This is a genomic window from Paenibacillus sp. FSL L8-0644 (genome assembly GCF_038008165.1).
In the GTDB taxonomy this organism is placed as follows: domain Bacteria; phylum Bacillota; class Bacilli; order Paenibacillales; family Paenibacillaceae; genus Paenibacillus; species Paenibacillus polymyxa_D.
On sequence record NZ_JBBOYN010000002.1, the window covers coordinates 125,691 to 139,326 of the forward strand.

The following is a 13,636-nucleotide window of genomic DNA, read 5'->3' on the forward strand; positions in this document are numbered from 1 at the left end:
TCGGACAAGCCGCCGCCCTCTGCACACGCAAAGTGAATTCATTGCATTTTAGAAAACGGATTTAAAAAACAAAGTCGATGGAATCCGGTGAGAAGCCTTCCGGCTGCTCGTCCGAGTTCACCTGGATATCGCCTAACAGCAAATCTGGATCGATTCCAATCTGGGACAGGATCGCTATCAAATCTCTGGTTAATCTCTCAATAGCGTCGGCTCCAAACAGCTTCGTGCAATATTCAAACGAACCCTTGATTTCCCCGTCTTCATCACTCATAGACAAGGTCAAATCGAATTTGGAGATGCTGTGCTCCTGAACATATGGACTGAAGGACAGCGTTTCTAGCTTCGTTTCCTGCGACTCTGTATTTTGCAGTACAAACATGGTGTCAAACAACGGGTTACGGCTTGCATCCCGTGCTACATCCAGCTTTTCCACCAACTCTTCCAGTGGATAATCCTGATGCTCAAAGGCTTGCAGCGTACGATCTCTGGCTTCCTGCAAGTAGCTGTGGAACGTTTGGTTGCCCTTCGGCTGATGCCGGATGGCTAGCGTATTGACGAACATTCCGATCAGTGGCTCCAGCTCAGGCAACAAGCGGCCTGCTACTGGCGTACCGATGATCAAATCGTCCTGACCGCTGTATTTGGACAGCAGAACGGTGTAGGCGCTCAACAGCACCATGTACAGTGTACTTCCGGTTTGTGTCGCAATTCGGTGCAGTTGCTCGGATACATTCGCGTCCACTGTAAATTCATACATCGCACCTTCGAAGCTGCGAACAGCAGGTCTAGGATAAGCAATTGGCAAATTCAGTACCGGCAACTCTCCAGCTAAATGCTCCAGCCAGAAGTGTTCCCGGCGTTGGTATGATTCACGCTGCATCTCCTGCTGCTGCCACACGGCGTAGTCTTTGTACTGAATTTGCAGCGGCTCCAATGCCTGTCCTTCGTACAGTTGTACCAACTCCTGCACGATATTGTTCGACGATACACCGTCTGAAATAATATGGTGCATGTCGTACATCAGGAGATGGCGCTCTGGTCCGGTTTGAATAAGACGGACACGCAGCAGTGGTGCCTGGCGAAGGTCAAAGCTGCGTACAAAGGACTCGATATAGGCATCGGCTTCGGACTCCCTGGCTTGCAGGTGCTCTACTGCAAACTCCACTTGATCGTACACCCGCTGTACGACCTCGCCTTCCAGCATTTCAAAGGAAGTCCGCAGCGTTTCATGGCGAGCTATTAACTGACGGAACGCATCCTCCAGCCGATCGGCCTGAAGCGGTCCCTCCACGGTTAATACACCCGGCATATTGTAGCTGAGATCCCCACCTTCCAGATGGCTCAAAATGTACAGTCGTTTTTGAGCCGAGGAAACCGGGTAGTATGCCTGTTGCGCCGCCGCAGGAATCACCGTATAGGTGTCTGTGCCGTGCGTTGCGATGAGCTGGGCTTGCTGCTCAATCGTAAAGTGTTGGAACACCTCACGCAGCGTAATCCGGCTGTCCAGTTCCTGATGGATTTTGGCCACCAGCGTCGTTGCCCGCAGGGAGTGCCCACCCACGTCAAAGAATGAGTCGGTGACTCCTACGCTGGACAGCTTCAAGACATCCTGCCAGATTTGGGCTAGCTTGGCTTCCAGCGGCGTCCGCGGTGCAACGTACTCCAGGCCTCCTTCGAGGCGTGCTTCCGGCGCCGGCAGTGCCTTGCGGTCGATTTTCCCGTTCGGTGTCAGCGGGAAACGATCCAGTTGTACCACATACGTCGGGATCATGTAATCGGGCAGCTTCGGCTGCAGCGCATTCCGTAGCTCCGGCAAACTCAGGGACGCTGAAGCTATGATGTAGGCACACAGGTCCTTGTGTCCGTCTTCGTTTTCCCATGCTGTGACCACGGCTTTCTGAATGCCATCCACGGTCAGCAGCTGCGCTTCCACCTCACCCAGCTCGATCCGGTAACCCCGGATTTTCACCTGGTGGTCGATCCGGCCCAAATACTCAATACTGCCGTCTGGCATCCACCGTGCCAAGTCGCCCGTGCGGTACATCCGGTTTGCGTGAGTGCTGTCCGCTGGATCGGTTGCTGCCGCATCAGCGAACGGATTCAGGACGAACTTCTCTGCCGTCAGCTCCGGCAGGTTCAGGTATCCTCGTCCGACACCTGCACCCCCGATATAAAGCTCACCTGCGATACCGATCGGCACCAGCTGTTGCTGGCTGTTCAAGATGTACACCGACTGGTTCGCGATCGGCGTTCCGATGGATACCGTATGCTCCCCTTTTTCCAGCAGTGCGTTCAGGGACTCCACATCTTCAATCGTATAAGCGGTCGCATCTACCGTCGTTTCGGTCGGACCGTACACGTTCGTAATCACCGGACGATACCCGGACCACTTGTGCAGGAACACTTGTACCAGCTGCACGGATAATGCTTCGCCACCAATCAGGTAATGCTTCACTTCCGGCGCTTCCGTCACACTGACGCTTTCGTTCAAAATATGCAGATGCGCAGGTGTGCCGTCCGACAGATCAATCCGGTGCGTGCGGTAGTAGGCGATCAAATGCTCTCCGCTCAGGCTGACGTCACGGGACACCACATGCAGAGTGTGGCCTAACAGCAAGCTGGCAAAGATTTGCTTCACCGAAGCATCAAATACAAATGCTGACAGCCATGCGACATGAAGCGGCTGTTCGTAACGGCTGTATACTCGTTTCCATAAAGCATCTACCAGATTGCTAACACTGCCCTGCTCGATCATGACCCCTTTCGGCTGACCGGTGGTGCCTGACGTGTAAATCATATAGGCCAGGTTATGCGGGCCGGCGACAGGGATCAGGTTGCTCGCATCCTGTGCTCCCAGTTGAGCTTGAACGTCCTCGTCATCCAAGACTACAGCTCGAACTGTGGATGGCAAGCTGAGCGACAGGTTGGCAACTCTACTTGTAATCACGACCTTGGCCCCACTGTCTTGGAGCATGTAGTCGATGCGCTCCTGTGGATACATCGTATCCATCGGCACATACGCGCCTCCGGCCTTCAGTACCCCCAGAATGCTCACCAGAATATCCGCAGAACGTTCCAGCAATACGCCAACCGGTTGATCTGCTTCGACCCCTTCCGCTCGTAACACACGAGCCAATTGGTTCGCACGCTCATTTAGCTCAGTGTAGGTCAGCGCGGTGGCCCCAGACACAACGGCTATCCGCTCAGGGTTGCGCTTCGCTTGCTCTTCAAAGCGTTCGCTGAGCGAATGGCCTTGTAATGCTCCAAGCACGCTATGCGCATTCGGATCATTGAATACCTTCAGAATCTGCTCGGTTTCTTCTGTTGTAATCAACTCCAGCTCACCCAGCTTCGCATCCGGGTTCACCGCCACAGCTTTGGCCAAGCGAACAAAGTGACGCGTCATCCGTTCTACCGTTTCACGCTCGTACAACGCAGTTGCATACTGCAATCCGAACTGGATACCCGCCTCTTCCTCTCTGGCTTCCAGCGTCAAATCAAACTTCGCTGGCGTTTGTTCCAAGCCGTATGGACGGAAGCTCAGATCTGCCAGTTGCAGTTCGCCTTCCTCAGTGGTTTGCAGGGTAAACATCGTATCGAACAGCGGATGGTGGCTCATATCCCGCTTCACATTTAGCTTTTCCACCAGCTCCTCAAATGGGTAGTCCTGATGTTCATAGGCTTGCAGTGCACAAACTTTCACTTCTTCCACGTAGCTGCGGAAGGTATGTTCCGCTGTCGGATAGTTTCGCAATGCCAGCGTTCCGACGAACATCCCAATCATCGGCTCCAGATCGGCATGCGGTCGTCCGGCAATCGGTGTGCCGACTACGATGTCCTCTTGCCCGCTGTATTGGTGTAAGAGCGCGGTGTACGCCGCCAGCAGCACCATATACAGCGTGGAGCCTGTGTACGCCGCCAGTTCTTTCAGCCGCTCGCTGACTTCACGTTCCAGTCCGAACACCACCGTATCGCCTGCGGTACTTCGCACCGCCGGACGGGCAAAGTCCGTAGGTAGATCCAGTACAGGCAGTTCCCCCCGGAAGGTGTCGAGCCAGTACGCTTCCTGACGTTGCATCCACTCCTGATGGGCTTCGCTTTGCTGCCATACCGCATAATCCTTGTACTGTATACGCAATGGCGAAAGCTCTTCACCGTCGTATAAGCGGACAAATTCATCGGTCAGTACTCCCATGGACACGCCATCCGAGACGATGTGGTGCATATCGAGCATGAGTAAATGCTGCGATTCCTGCTCGGTTCCTTGTACGCCCAAATCTACCAAGCCTACCCGCAGCAGCGGAGCGGCTTTCAGATCGAACGGACGTACAAACTGCCGCACCCGTTCTTGTGCTTCCTGGCTGACCATCGTGTCCGTATCCGTGGTTGTATCCTGATCTGTATCCGTAGTCGCACCCTCTACCTGTACCTTTGTATACTCCACCTCGAACGGCACGGTGTCCTCAATCCATTGCACCGGCTCACTGTCCACCAGCTCAAAGCGGGTACGCAAAGTTGCATGGCGGGCGACCAGTTGACGGAACACGTCCTCCACTCGCTTCACGTCCAGCGGACCACTCACTTGCAGCACTGACGGCATGTTGTAGTTCACATCATTCGGGTCGAACTGATGCAGCACAAACAGTCGTTTTTGCGCCGAGGAAAGCGGGTAGAAGCTGCGTTCTTCCGTTACCGGAATGGACGCATACGCCACTTGATCCAGACCTTCCATGACCGTTGCCAGTTGTTCAATCGTTGGCGCTTCAAAAATACTGCGCAGTGGAAGCGGCTTGTTCAGCTCCTTGTGAATTTTCGAGGCCAGCGTCGTCGCCCGCAGCGAGTGTCCGCCAATCTCGAAGAAGTTTTCCTTCACACCGACCTGCGCCAGACCCAGCACATCCTGCCAAATTTGCGCCAGCTTCACTTCTACCCACGTCCGCGGTGCGACATAATCAGCTCCGCTTTGCAGGTTGCCTTCCGGTGTTGGCAGTGCCTTGCGGTCGATTTTACCGTTCGGTGTCAACGGCATCTGCTCCAGCTGTACCAAATACGAAGGCACCATGTAGTTTGGAAGCTCCTCGCCCAGTAAGCTGCGCAGCTCACCAGCGCTCACTTCCCTTTCAGCAACATAGTACGCCACCAATTGGTTTTGCCCCTGTTCGTCCGCCTGGGCCAGTACGATGACCTCTTGTACATCCTCCACTTTCAAAATTTGTGCCTCGACTTCGCCCAGCTCGATCCGGTAACCCCGGATTTTCACCTGATGGTCGATCCGGCCCAAATATTCAATGTTGCCGTCTGGCATCCATCTGGCCAAGTCACCCGTACGGTACATTCGTTCGTAGCCGGCTTCACCAGCTGCAAACGGATTTGGTATAAATTTCTCAGCCGTCAGCTCTGGGCGATCCAGATAACCACGGGCCAGACCCGGACCGGACACGCACAGTTCACCCGCTACGCCTACCGGAGCCAAATGTCCATGCACATCCACCATGTACACCCGATGATTCGGTATAGGGCGTCCGATGGAAATGAGTTGTCCTGCTCTCTCGTCCTCGGATACCGGCCAGACGGACGTCGCCACCGAGTTTTCGGTTGGACCGTAGCCGTTGTAGTACGCCACCTGATCCTTCCACTTGTATACCAATTCTGTTGAGGATGCTGAACCCGCAGTGAACAGAACACGCAGGTATGGCATCCGCTCCGGCTCCAGATACACCGCATAGGTCGGTGGTAACGTCGCCACCGTAATCTGATGTTCTGTCATATAATGTTCGAATCTCTCATAGTCCAAAATCGTCTCTGACGTTGGTACATACAACGTGGCTCCGCAGAACAGCGCCTGGAAGATTTCCCAGCAAGCCGCATCAAACGAATAGCTAGCAAACAGCAACGTATGATCCGACGTGCGGATCTTGAGCGTCTGATCAAAATACGTTTTCAGATTGCATAGACCGCGATGCTCCAACATAACACCCTTCGGCTGACCCGTCGTACCTGACGTATAAATGACATAGGCCAGATCGTTCGGACCAGACAACGGCTCCAGATTGGAACCATCCTCGTGATACACACCCTGTGCCCCATTCAGCACCAGCACGCTACCGTCGAAAGCCACTTTATCAACCAGATGGTTTTGCGTTAACAACAGCTTCGCACCCGAGTCGTCCAGCATGTAGCGGATACGCTCCTCTGGATAGGTCGGATCGATGGGCACATATGCGCCCCCGGCTTTTAAAATCCCGAAGATGCCCACGATCATGTCCACCGAACGCTCGGTCATCAGACCCACCAGTCGATCCTTCGTCACGCCTTGACTACGCAAGGTGCGCGCCAGACGATTCGCACGTTCATTCAGCTCGCGATAGGTCAGCTGTTCTCCTTCAAAGAACAATGCTGGCTGTTCCGGTGTGTGTGCCGTTTGTGTCTCGAACAGGCCATGGATCGTTTGCTCGCTCGGATACTCGGCGGCTGTATTGCCCCATACGCGGAGAATTTGCTCGCGCTCCTGCGTACTTACCATATCCAGCTCCTGCACCCGAGTGTCCGGCTTCGCTACCACCTGCTCCAATAGCTGTATCAGATGGCCCTGAGTCCGCTTCACGGCTTCACGATCATATAACTTCGCATTGTATTCAAATCGGATTTTCATCGCTTCCTGCGGCATGACAACCAGATTGAAATCATAGTTGGTTTGTTCAATCATGCCGGCATTGCGAATTTCAAAGTCCGACGCTGCCCCTTCGCCAAGTTGCTCGACCTGCTCCTCCACCGGATAGTTTTCAAACACGATAATGTGGTTGATCAGGTCTTGCTTTTGCTCGGTCAAGGCTTGAATTTCATACGGCGGATACGTTTTCATAATCTTGAGAAGTCAGCGCCTGTTTCTGATTCGTTCTGATCAGGTCGGCAAAGGTATCGTCAACCACTGCGGATACGTATTGGAATGGTGTTAATGAACAAGCCCACCATGTTTCGATCCCCGAAATATCCGCTGGACGACCCGACACTACACCGCCAAAAACAGCGTCGTCACTACCGTTGTACTTTTGAAGCAGTAAGCCCCAGGCGGTTTGCAGCAATGTATTCAGGGTCACGTGGTGCTGCTTGGCCACCATTTCCATACGTCAGTCAAGTCCTTGCCCAGATCGCACAGGATATGCTCAAATTGTGCATCGCCCGCTTTCACGCCTACTTTTCCGGTCGGAATCGAAGTTTGCTGATCATGGCGGCAAATAATCCTTCCAGTAGGAAGCTGCTGCTTCTTCATCCTGTGCTTCAAGCCACTCAATATACTGACTGTATGGAGTCACGGGGGCAAGCTTCGGCTGTCTATGCTCCACGGCTGCAAAATAAGCCTCAAACACCTCATCCGTGACCTAACGCCACACACCAGCCATCCATCAAGATGTGATGAAGCTCCACACAAAATAATAATCCTCATCACCTGTTCGTAAAATCGCCACGCGCATCAACGCATCCCGGGACAAATCGAATCCGGCTGCCTTGTCCTTGCGAATAAATTCCTGCACATACGCGTCACGTTCCTGCTCATTCAGATGACGCAAATCTTCACATCGAAACCAACCTCCTTGCGGCGGAAAATCACCTGCACAGGCTCATCCTGCCAACCGCTGATGAAATTAACTCTAAAGATCTCATGCCGCTGCATAAAATGATTCAAGCTATCCTGGAAAATATCCGCTTGGAAACGTCCGTGCAAATCAAAGGTCGTTTGTTCAAAATAAGCCCCGGATGCTGCATCCATCAGACTATGGAACAACATGCCTTTTTGCATCGGCGTCAACGCATAGACATTTCCCGGTTCCCCGATATCCTGAAGTCCGTTCTACCGAATTGATCCAGCTCGGCCATCGTTACATGTTTTAAAGCGACATCGCCCAGCGTCGAAGTTCTTGCTGTTTGCGGCCTGTGCAATGCGCCAAGCTGATTTCCTGCAAGCTGGTTCTGAACTGTTCAGCTAACTACTCCATCGTTTCACGACGATATTCCTGCTTGCTGTAGCCGTTATCAGTGCAGCTTACCTTCCGAAATCAGTCCGTTCATATCCAGCGTGTGCGTTCTGGCTGCATGGGCGCTAAGCTCTGCACCGCTAGAGTAAGGAGATACGCCAAAGGACTGACTTTGCGTATCTTGATCAAATTGTCCCAAATAGTTAAAGCTGATTTCAGGTTCGGTCACAAAACGCTCTGGCTACATGCTGCGGACAGGTATCTCAACATCCCGTAGCCAATGCCCTTTTGCGGAATGCGGCGGAGTCCTTCTTTCACCTGTTTGATGCGCTGTGAAAGGTCTGCCCCACGCTCATATCCAGCACCACCGGGAACAAAGTTCGTAAACCAGCCCACGGTGCGCGTAATATCCAGTTCTGGCAGAATGGATTCCCGCCCATGGCCTTCCGAACACGAGCACTCGTTCCAGGCCCGCCCAGCGATGAATCGTCAGTCCCAATGCGGTAAGCAGCAAATCATTCATCTCCGTGTTGTAGGCACGATGCGCCTGTTTTAACAACTGTATCCCGTTTCCTGAGCTGTCCACGTAACTGTCATGTTCTCGCTGTCCCTATTCAAGGAATGAGAAGGGCTCGTCTTTTGGAAGCGGCTGATATACGCCATGTTCCATTTCCTTCCAGAATCAAGGACTTCTGCTGCCATCCATAGCCGGACTATTCACATATTGAGACTGCCCATCCGCCCAGGTGCGGAACGAATCCGTTTTGTGCGGAAGGCGAGCCGTTTGTCCGTTCAATGCCTGCTCGTGAGCGGTTGTAATATCCTCGAACAAAATGCGCCAAGATACGGTATCCACCACCAAGTGATGAATCGCCATCAGCAAATGATCACCATCTGGGCAATGGAACAGCCCCAGTTTCACCAGCGGTCCTTCGCTTAACTGAATACCCGCCTGAATTTCATTCACTTTAGCCTCGATCGCCGCTGACACCTCAGTCTCATGGCTGAGGTCTATACGTTCCAGCGTATACAGCTCGCCCTCCCCAATTGCGCGATTCAGGCTTCATATCCGTGCTCCGTAGGACGGAAAACGATCCGCAGTGTGTCGTGATGGCTAACGATTTGATCCATCGCCGTGCGCAGGCCGGTTCATCAAAACGCATCCTTGCTATGCAGCATGATGGACTGGTTATGATGATGAGCATCCGTCAGGTTTTGCTCAAAAGAACCAGTGTTGAACAGGTGTCAGCTTCACAGCGCCCACCACTTCGCTTTGATCCGCCAATCGGGTCACCGATTGAACTTTCAGTGCCAAGGCAGACACGGTTGGATGACGAACGGGTCTTTTTCATCTCCAGTCGATAACCTGCTTGCAGCAATCGGGAGGATACTTGCAAGGCCTTAATCGAATCGCCACCCAGCTCAAAGAAGTTATCCTGCGCACCTACCGCTTCCACGCCGAGCACCCCGGCCCATACCGCAGCCAGTACTTGCTCCACCGTGGTACGCGGTGCCACATAGGCTGCACCCGTATGGATGCTTCCTTCCGGTTCCGGCAAGGCCTTACGGTCGATTTTACCGTTGCTGGTCAGCGGGATCGTCTCCAGTCGCATCAAACGTGCAGGCACCATGTGCGCTGGCAGTCCGGCCTTCCAGTTCGGCCTGTACCTCCTCGATCCGCAGCTCAGCTTCTCCTGTGATGTATCCGCACAAGTACTTGTGTCCACGCTCATCCGTCCGGTCGATGACTACCGCTTGACGTACACCCGGCACCCGCTGGATCGCCGTTTCGATCTCGCCCAGCTCGATCCGATAGCCCCAGTTTTCACTTGATAGTCCATCCGGCCGATAAAGTCCACATTGCCGTCCGGCATCCATCGCGCCAAGTCACCTGTGCGGTATAATCGTTCACCTGGCACGAACGGATTGGCTACGGAATTTCTCGGCCGTCAGGTCCGCACGGTTCAGGTAGCCTCGTGCTACCCCAGCTCCGCCAATGCACAGCTCACCCAGTACGATCGGCACCGGATTCAGCTGGCTGTCCACGATGTAAACGTGCGTTCAGCCATGCCTGTCCAATCGGCACATTACCGCTGCTTGGCAGCTTCGACAGTTCTTCGTCGTAGAAGCTGGAGTCGATCGCCGCTTCCGTAACACCATAGCTGTTCATAATGCGAATATCTGCGCCAAATCGTTCTTGCAACGCGATAATCCGTCACGCTGCGCAGCTATCCGAGCTGGTAATCAGCAATTCCAAACTGCTCATGTCCAGTCCTGCTCATATACATGCTGCATAAACGGTACGATCAAGGCTGGTGTGGATTCAGACACCGTAATCTGATAGTCGTGAATCCAGCCATACAGACGGCTCGGATCAATGCGGTCGTCTTTCGGACAGATAACCATCGTGCCGCCGTTATAAAGCGTCCGCGCGATATCACCGACGAACACGTCGAAGGAGAAGCTCGCCAGCTGCAGCAAACGTACCGGGAACTGGTTCAGGCGATAATCCGACGATACGCCGCGGCGGTATTCACCAAGCTGCGATGCTCGATCATGACGCCTTCGGACGTCCCGTTGTCCCTGAGGAACAGCCAGATCACATACGCCAAGATCCTGCGGTTCGTTGATGTGATTGACGTCTGTGGTATCTCCGGTGTACAGCGACTCATCGTCCAGTGCCAGTACGGTGTGCAGACGCAGCCCTGTTGCGGGTTCGGATGTAGGTTGGCTTTCCTCGAGCCATGCCTGTGCACGCTCCTGCAAGCCGATTTGGGTCAGCAATACCGTCGCACCACTGTCCTCCAGCATGAAACGAATACGTTCGGACGGATAATCTGCATCCAGCGGCACATAGGCGCCTCCTGCCTTCCACACCGCCAGTACGCCAACCAGCATGTCGACCGAACGTTCACTCAAAATGCCAACAATCGACTCGCGTCCAATGCCTTCATTTCACCAGTCTACGGGCTAATTGGTTCGCACGCTCGTTCAGTGTGCGGTACGTCAGTTGTTGTTCCTCGTACACCACCGCCACATGATCTGGTATAAGCTAGGTCTGTTCTTCCACATAAGTATGGAATAAGCCTCCTGCTTCAGCAGTAACATCGATACTCCCACATCTCCAAAACCGTAGATGATTTGTGCCTTCTCCTCGACAGTTACCATATCCAAAGCTGCCAGTGGCTGCTGCGGATGAAGAGTAATCGCACGTACAAGTTCGGTAAAATGCTGTGCCAATCGCGCGATGGTCTCCAGGCTTGTACAGCGCCGTGCTGTATTCCAGACTGCACAGAATGCCTTCCGGCTGCTCCACGGCATCCAGTCAGATCAAATTGGCCGTATAACGGTGTCTGTCGGATACGTTTTAAAGGTCAGACCTTCCAGCTCGAACTCCTGCTGCTCAAATGTTTTCAACTCAAACATCGTGTCAAACAGCGCGACCAGCGCCATCCCGCGTTAAATTCAGCTTTTCAACCAGCTCTTCAAAAAGGATATTCCTGATGTTCGCTGGCACTGAGCGCATGCTCTTTGACCTCTTGCAAGTAATCTAGGAACGTTTGTCACCAGCCGGATAATTGCGGATCGCCAGCGTGTTGAGGAATACGCCTACCAAGCCCTCCAGCTCCGCATGCGGTCTTCCGGCAATCGGCGTGCCGACGATAATGTCTTCCTGTCCCGAATATTTATGCAAAAGCGTGCTATACGCGGCCAGCAATACCATGTACAGGTGGAGCCGGTTTGCGCGGACAGCTGTTTCAACTGTTCGCTGTCCTCCAGGCTGATCGCAAATTCCAATCGCGCTCCTTCCAGACGCTGTACGACTGGTCTTGCAAAATCCGTAGGCATATCCAGCACCGGAATGTCACCAGCCATCGTGTTCAGCCAGTAGCTTTCCTGCTCACGGACCGCTCACTTTGCATATCTGCATGCTGCCAAACCGCATAGTCCTTGTACTGAATACGGAGTGGCGGCAGTTCCTTGCCTTCATACAATTGAGAGAACTCCTGCACGATAATTCCTTCCGTGACGCCATCCGAAATAATATGGTGCATGTCATAGAGCATGACGTGACGCTCCGGTCCGGTTTCCACCAGCTGAACCCGTAGCGGTGCTTGTGCGAGATCAAATGCGCGTACAAAGTCTTGGGCATACTGCTGGGTCTCTTCTTCGCTTGCCTGCACATGCTCCACGCTGAATGCGACGCCCGATTCAATCCGTTGAATCACCTCACCATCCACCATCTCGAATCGGGTTCGCGGGGCTTCATGACGGGCAATCAGCTGGCGGAAGGCTTGTTCCAGTCGCATTTTATCCAAGGAACCTTCGATAATCAACGCTCCTGGCATGTTGTAGCTAACCTCTCCACCTTCCAGGTGACTCAGCACGTATACATCCGTTTTTGCGCCGAGGAAACAGGATGCTCTTCACGCTCCTCCGCCAGAGGAATAGATACATACGTTTGCTGGGTCTGATCTTCACCCATCACCTGCACCAGTTGCTCAATCGTCGGATATTGGAAAATATCTCGCAGCGCCAGCGTAATTCAGCTCCTGATGGATTTTCGCCATCAGTGTTGTCGCGCGCAAAGAATGTCCTCCGACTTCAAAGAAATGGTCCATAATACCGATCTGCGGATGATTCAGAACACTTTGCCAAATACGTACCAACTGCTCTTCCAGCGGTGTGCGCGGTGCCACGTACGCCGTGCCTCCTTCGAGGCGCGCTTCCTGGCGCAGGCAACGCTTTGCGGTCAATTTTTCCGTTCGGTGTCGGCGAAACGATCCAGTTGTACGACATAGGTCAGGATCATATAGCCCGGCAGTTTGGGCTGGAGTGTGCTGCGCAGATCCGGCAAATTCAGCGCCTCCGAGGCTACGACATACGCACACAGATCCTTGTCTCCGTCTTCGTTTTTTCCCAGACGGTAGCGATGGCTTCTGAATGCCGTCCAGTCGCTGCTTCTGCTTCCACCTCGCCCAGTTCAATCCGGAAGCCCCGGATTTTGACGATCATCCATCCGGCGGTAGATCTACATTGCCGTCAGCATCCATCGCGCCAAATCGCCTGTACGGTACAACCGTTCACCTGGTACATACGGATTCGCTACGAATTTCTCGGCTGTCAGGTCTGCACGATTCGGGTAGCCTCGTGCCACCCCGGCTCCGCCAATGCACAGCTCACCCAGTACGCCGATCGGCACCGGATTCAGCTGGCTGTCCACAATGTAGAAGCGTGCGTTCAGCCACGCCTGACCAATCGGCACATGGCCGCTGCTTGGCAGCTTCGACAGCTCTTCGTCGTAGAAGCTGGAGTCAATCGCCGCTTCGGTGACGCCGTAGCTGTTCATAATGCGGATATCCGCACCAAAGCCGTTCTTGCAGCACCCGGTAGTCCGTCACACTGCAGCTGTCCGAACTGGTGATTAGTAGTTCCAGACTGTTCATGTCCAGCCCCTGTTCATGCATGCTGCATAAACGGTACGATCAGGGCTGGAGTCGATTCGAACACGGTTATCTGGACATCGCGAATCCAGCCATACAAACGGCTAAAATCAATCCGGTCGTCTTTCGGACAAATGACCATCGTGCCGCCGTTATAGAGCGTCCGTGCAATGTCCCCGACGAACACGTCGAAGGGAGAAGCTCGCCAGTTGCAGCAGT

The 13,636-nt window shown here is 53.7% G+C and carries 19 protein-coding genes and 1 pseudogene; all 20 read right to left on the reverse strand.

The genetic code is table 11. From position 1 onward, the window contains the following. Positions 1-61: 61 nt before the first annotated feature. The 20 genes and pseudogenes from NSS94_RS25715 to NSS94_RS26350 all read right to left on the reverse strand — a co-directional run bounded on the left by NSS94_RS25715 (position 62) and on the right by NSS94_RS26350 (position 13,604). Positions 62-6,862, reverse strand: coding sequence for an amino acid adenylation domain-containing protein (locus NSS94_RS25715; protein ID WP_341040482.1), 6,801 nt, complete (start codon positions 6,860-6,862; stop codon positions 62-64). After that, on the reverse strand, positions 6,840-7,097 hold the full coding sequence (locus tag NSS94_RS25720) for a condensation domain-containing protein (protein WP_341040483.1): 258 nt from the start codon (positions 7,095-7,097) through the stop codon (positions 6,840-6,842). The genes NSS94_RS25715 and NSS94_RS25720 overlap by 23 nt, the downstream gene beginning before the upstream one ends. Further along, positions 7,094-7,270 (reverse strand): hypothetical protein, encoded by a 177-nt coding sequence (locus NSS94_RS25725; protein WP_341040484.1) that lies wholly within the window; start codon positions 7,268-7,270, stop codon positions 7,094-7,096. Before NSS94_RS25725 ends, NSS94_RS25720 begins: the two co-directional genes overlap by 4 nt. 133 nt (positions 7,271-7,403) lie before the next feature. Continuing rightward, a complete protein-coding gene (locus NSS94_RS25730; protein WP_341040485.1) occupies positions 7,404-7,568 on the reverse strand; it encodes a hypothetical protein in 165 nt (54 codons plus the stop codon). Continuing rightward, positions 7,556-7,798: a condensation domain-containing protein gene (locus NSS94_RS25735; protein WP_341040486.1), complete on the reverse strand. Its 243-nt coding sequence runs from the start codon at positions 7,796-7,798 to the stop codon at positions 7,556-7,558. The genes NSS94_RS25730 and NSS94_RS25735 overlap by 13 nt, the downstream gene beginning before the upstream one ends. Before the next feature lie 5 nt (positions 7,799-7,803). Then, positions 7,804-7,938, reverse strand: coding sequence for a hypothetical protein (locus NSS94_RS25740; protein WP_341040487.1), 135 nt, complete (start codon positions 7,936-7,938; stop codon positions 7,804-7,806). A gap of 93 nt (positions 7,939-8,031) precedes the next feature. Beyond that, a complete protein-coding gene (locus NSS94_RS25745; protein WP_341040488.1) occupies positions 8,032-8,202 on the reverse strand; it encodes a hypothetical protein in 171 nt (56 codons plus the stop codon). Continuing rightward, the gene (locus NSS94_RS25750) at positions 8,199-8,369 is read right to left on the reverse strand and encodes a hypothetical protein (protein WP_341040489.1); all 171 of its coding nucleotides are present in this window, start codon (positions 8,367-8,369) and stop codon (positions 8,199-8,201) included. The genes NSS94_RS25745 and NSS94_RS25750 overlap by 4 nt, the downstream gene beginning before the upstream one ends. Then, positions 8,326-8,559 carry a hypothetical protein gene (locus tag NSS94_RS25755; protein WP_341040520.1) on the reverse strand — a complete coding sequence of 78 codons (234 nt, stop codon included), beginning with the start codon at positions 8,557-8,559 and terminating at the stop codon, positions 8,326-8,328. The genes NSS94_RS25750 and NSS94_RS25755 overlap by 44 nt, the downstream gene beginning before the upstream one ends. A 96-nt stretch (positions 8,560-8,655) precedes the next feature. Beyond that, positions 8,656-8,964 (reverse strand): condensation domain-containing protein, encoded by a 309-nt coding sequence (locus tag NSS94_RS25760; protein ID WP_341040490.1) that lies wholly within the window; start codon positions 8,962-8,964, stop codon positions 8,656-8,658. A 385-nt stretch (positions 8,965-9,349) separates the two neighbouring features. Beyond that, positions 9,350-11,007, reverse strand: a pseudogene (locus tag NSS94_RS26305) (non-ribosomal peptide synthetase); the annotation flags it as partial. Beyond that, a complete protein-coding gene (locus tag NSS94_RS26310; RefSeq protein ID WP_445671543.1) occupies positions 10,980-11,294 on the reverse strand; it encodes a hypothetical protein in 315 nt (104 codons plus the stop codon). The gene NSS94_RS26310 and the pseudogene NSS94_RS26305, both read right to left, overlap by 28 nt. A gap of 9 nt (positions 11,295-11,303) precedes the next feature. Then, entirely contained in the window at positions 11,304-11,426 is a 123-nt protein-coding gene (locus tag NSS94_RS26315; RefSeq protein WP_445671544.1) for a hypothetical protein, read from the reverse strand. Positions 11,427-11,523: 97 nt separating this feature from the next. Further along, on the reverse strand, positions 11,524-11,697 hold the full coding sequence (locus NSS94_RS26320; RefSeq protein WP_445671545.1) for a condensation domain-containing protein: 174 nt from the start codon (positions 11,695-11,697) through the stop codon (positions 11,524-11,526). 157 nt (positions 11,698-11,854) lie between these two features. Continuing rightward, positions 11,855-12,361, reverse strand: coding sequence for a condensation domain-containing protein (locus NSS94_RS26325; protein WP_445671546.1), 507 nt, complete (start codon positions 12,359-12,361; stop codon positions 11,855-11,857). A gap of 114 nt (positions 12,362-12,475) precedes the next feature. Next, positions 12,476-12,865, reverse strand: a complete 390-nt coding sequence (locus NSS94_RS26330) for a phosphopantetheine-binding protein (RefSeq protein WP_445671547.1) — start codon at positions 12,863-12,865, stop codon at positions 12,476-12,478. Further along, positions 12,849-12,989: a hypothetical protein gene (locus tag NSS94_RS26335; protein ID WP_445671548.1), complete on the reverse strand. Its 141-nt coding sequence runs from the start codon at positions 12,987-12,989 to the stop codon at positions 12,849-12,851. Before NSS94_RS26335 ends, NSS94_RS26330 begins: the two co-directional genes overlap by 17 nt. Before the next feature lie 16 nt (positions 12,990-13,005). Then, on the reverse strand, positions 13,006-13,323 hold the full coding sequence (locus NSS94_RS26340) for an AMP-binding protein (protein WP_445671549.1): 318 nt from the start codon (positions 13,321-13,323) through the stop codon (positions 13,006-13,008). Then, positions 13,289-13,420, reverse strand: coding sequence for a hypothetical protein (locus NSS94_RS26345; protein WP_445671550.1), 132 nt, complete (start codon positions 13,418-13,420; stop codon positions 13,289-13,291). The genes NSS94_RS26340 and NSS94_RS26345 overlap by 35 nt, the downstream gene beginning before the upstream one ends. A 13-nt stretch (positions 13,421-13,433) precedes the next feature. Then, positions 13,434-13,604, reverse strand: coding sequence for a hypothetical protein (locus NSS94_RS26350; protein WP_445671551.1), 171 nt, complete (start codon positions 13,602-13,604; stop codon positions 13,434-13,436). Positions 13,605-13,636 lie beyond the last annotated feature (32 nt).

Bases quoted from the DNA above. Each gene is read 5' to 3' on its own strand.
- NSS94_RS25715 (WP_341040482.1), bottom strand. From the start codon at position 6,862: ATGAAAACGTATCCGCCGTATGAAATTCAAGCCTTGACCGAGCAAAAG.
- NSS94_RS25725 (WP_341040484.1), bottom strand. From the start codon at position 7,270: ATGAAGAAGCAGCAGCTTCCTACTGGAAGGATTATTTGCCGCCATGAT.
- NSS94_RS25735 (WP_341040486.1), bottom strand. From the start codon at position 7,798: ATGCAAAAAGGCATGTTGTTCCATAGTCTGATGGATGCAGCATCCGGG.
- NSS94_RS26310 (WP_445671543.1), bottom strand. From the start codon at position 11,294: ATGCCGTGGAGCAGCCGGAAGGCATTCTGTGCAGTCTGGAATACAGCA.
- NSS94_RS26315 (WP_445671544.1), bottom strand. From the start codon at position 11,426: ATGGCGCTGGTCGCGCTGTTTGACACGATGTTTGAGTTGAAAACATTT.
- NSS94_RS26320 (WP_445671545.1), bottom strand. From the start codon at position 11,697: ATGGTATTGCTGGCCGCGTATAGCACGCTTTTGCATAAATATTCGGGA.
- NSS94_RS26335 (WP_445671548.1), bottom strand. From the start codon at position 12,989: ATGATCGTCAAAATCCGGGGCTTCCGGATTGAACTGGGCGAGGTGGAA.
- NSS94_RS26340 (WP_445671549.1), bottom strand. From the start codon at position 13,323: ATGAACAGCTACGGCGTCACCGAAGCGGCGATTGACTCCAGCTTCTAC.
- NSS94_RS26345 (WP_445671550.1), bottom strand. From the start codon at position 13,420: ATGAACAGTCTGGAACTACTAATCACCAGTTCGGACAGCTGCAGTGTG.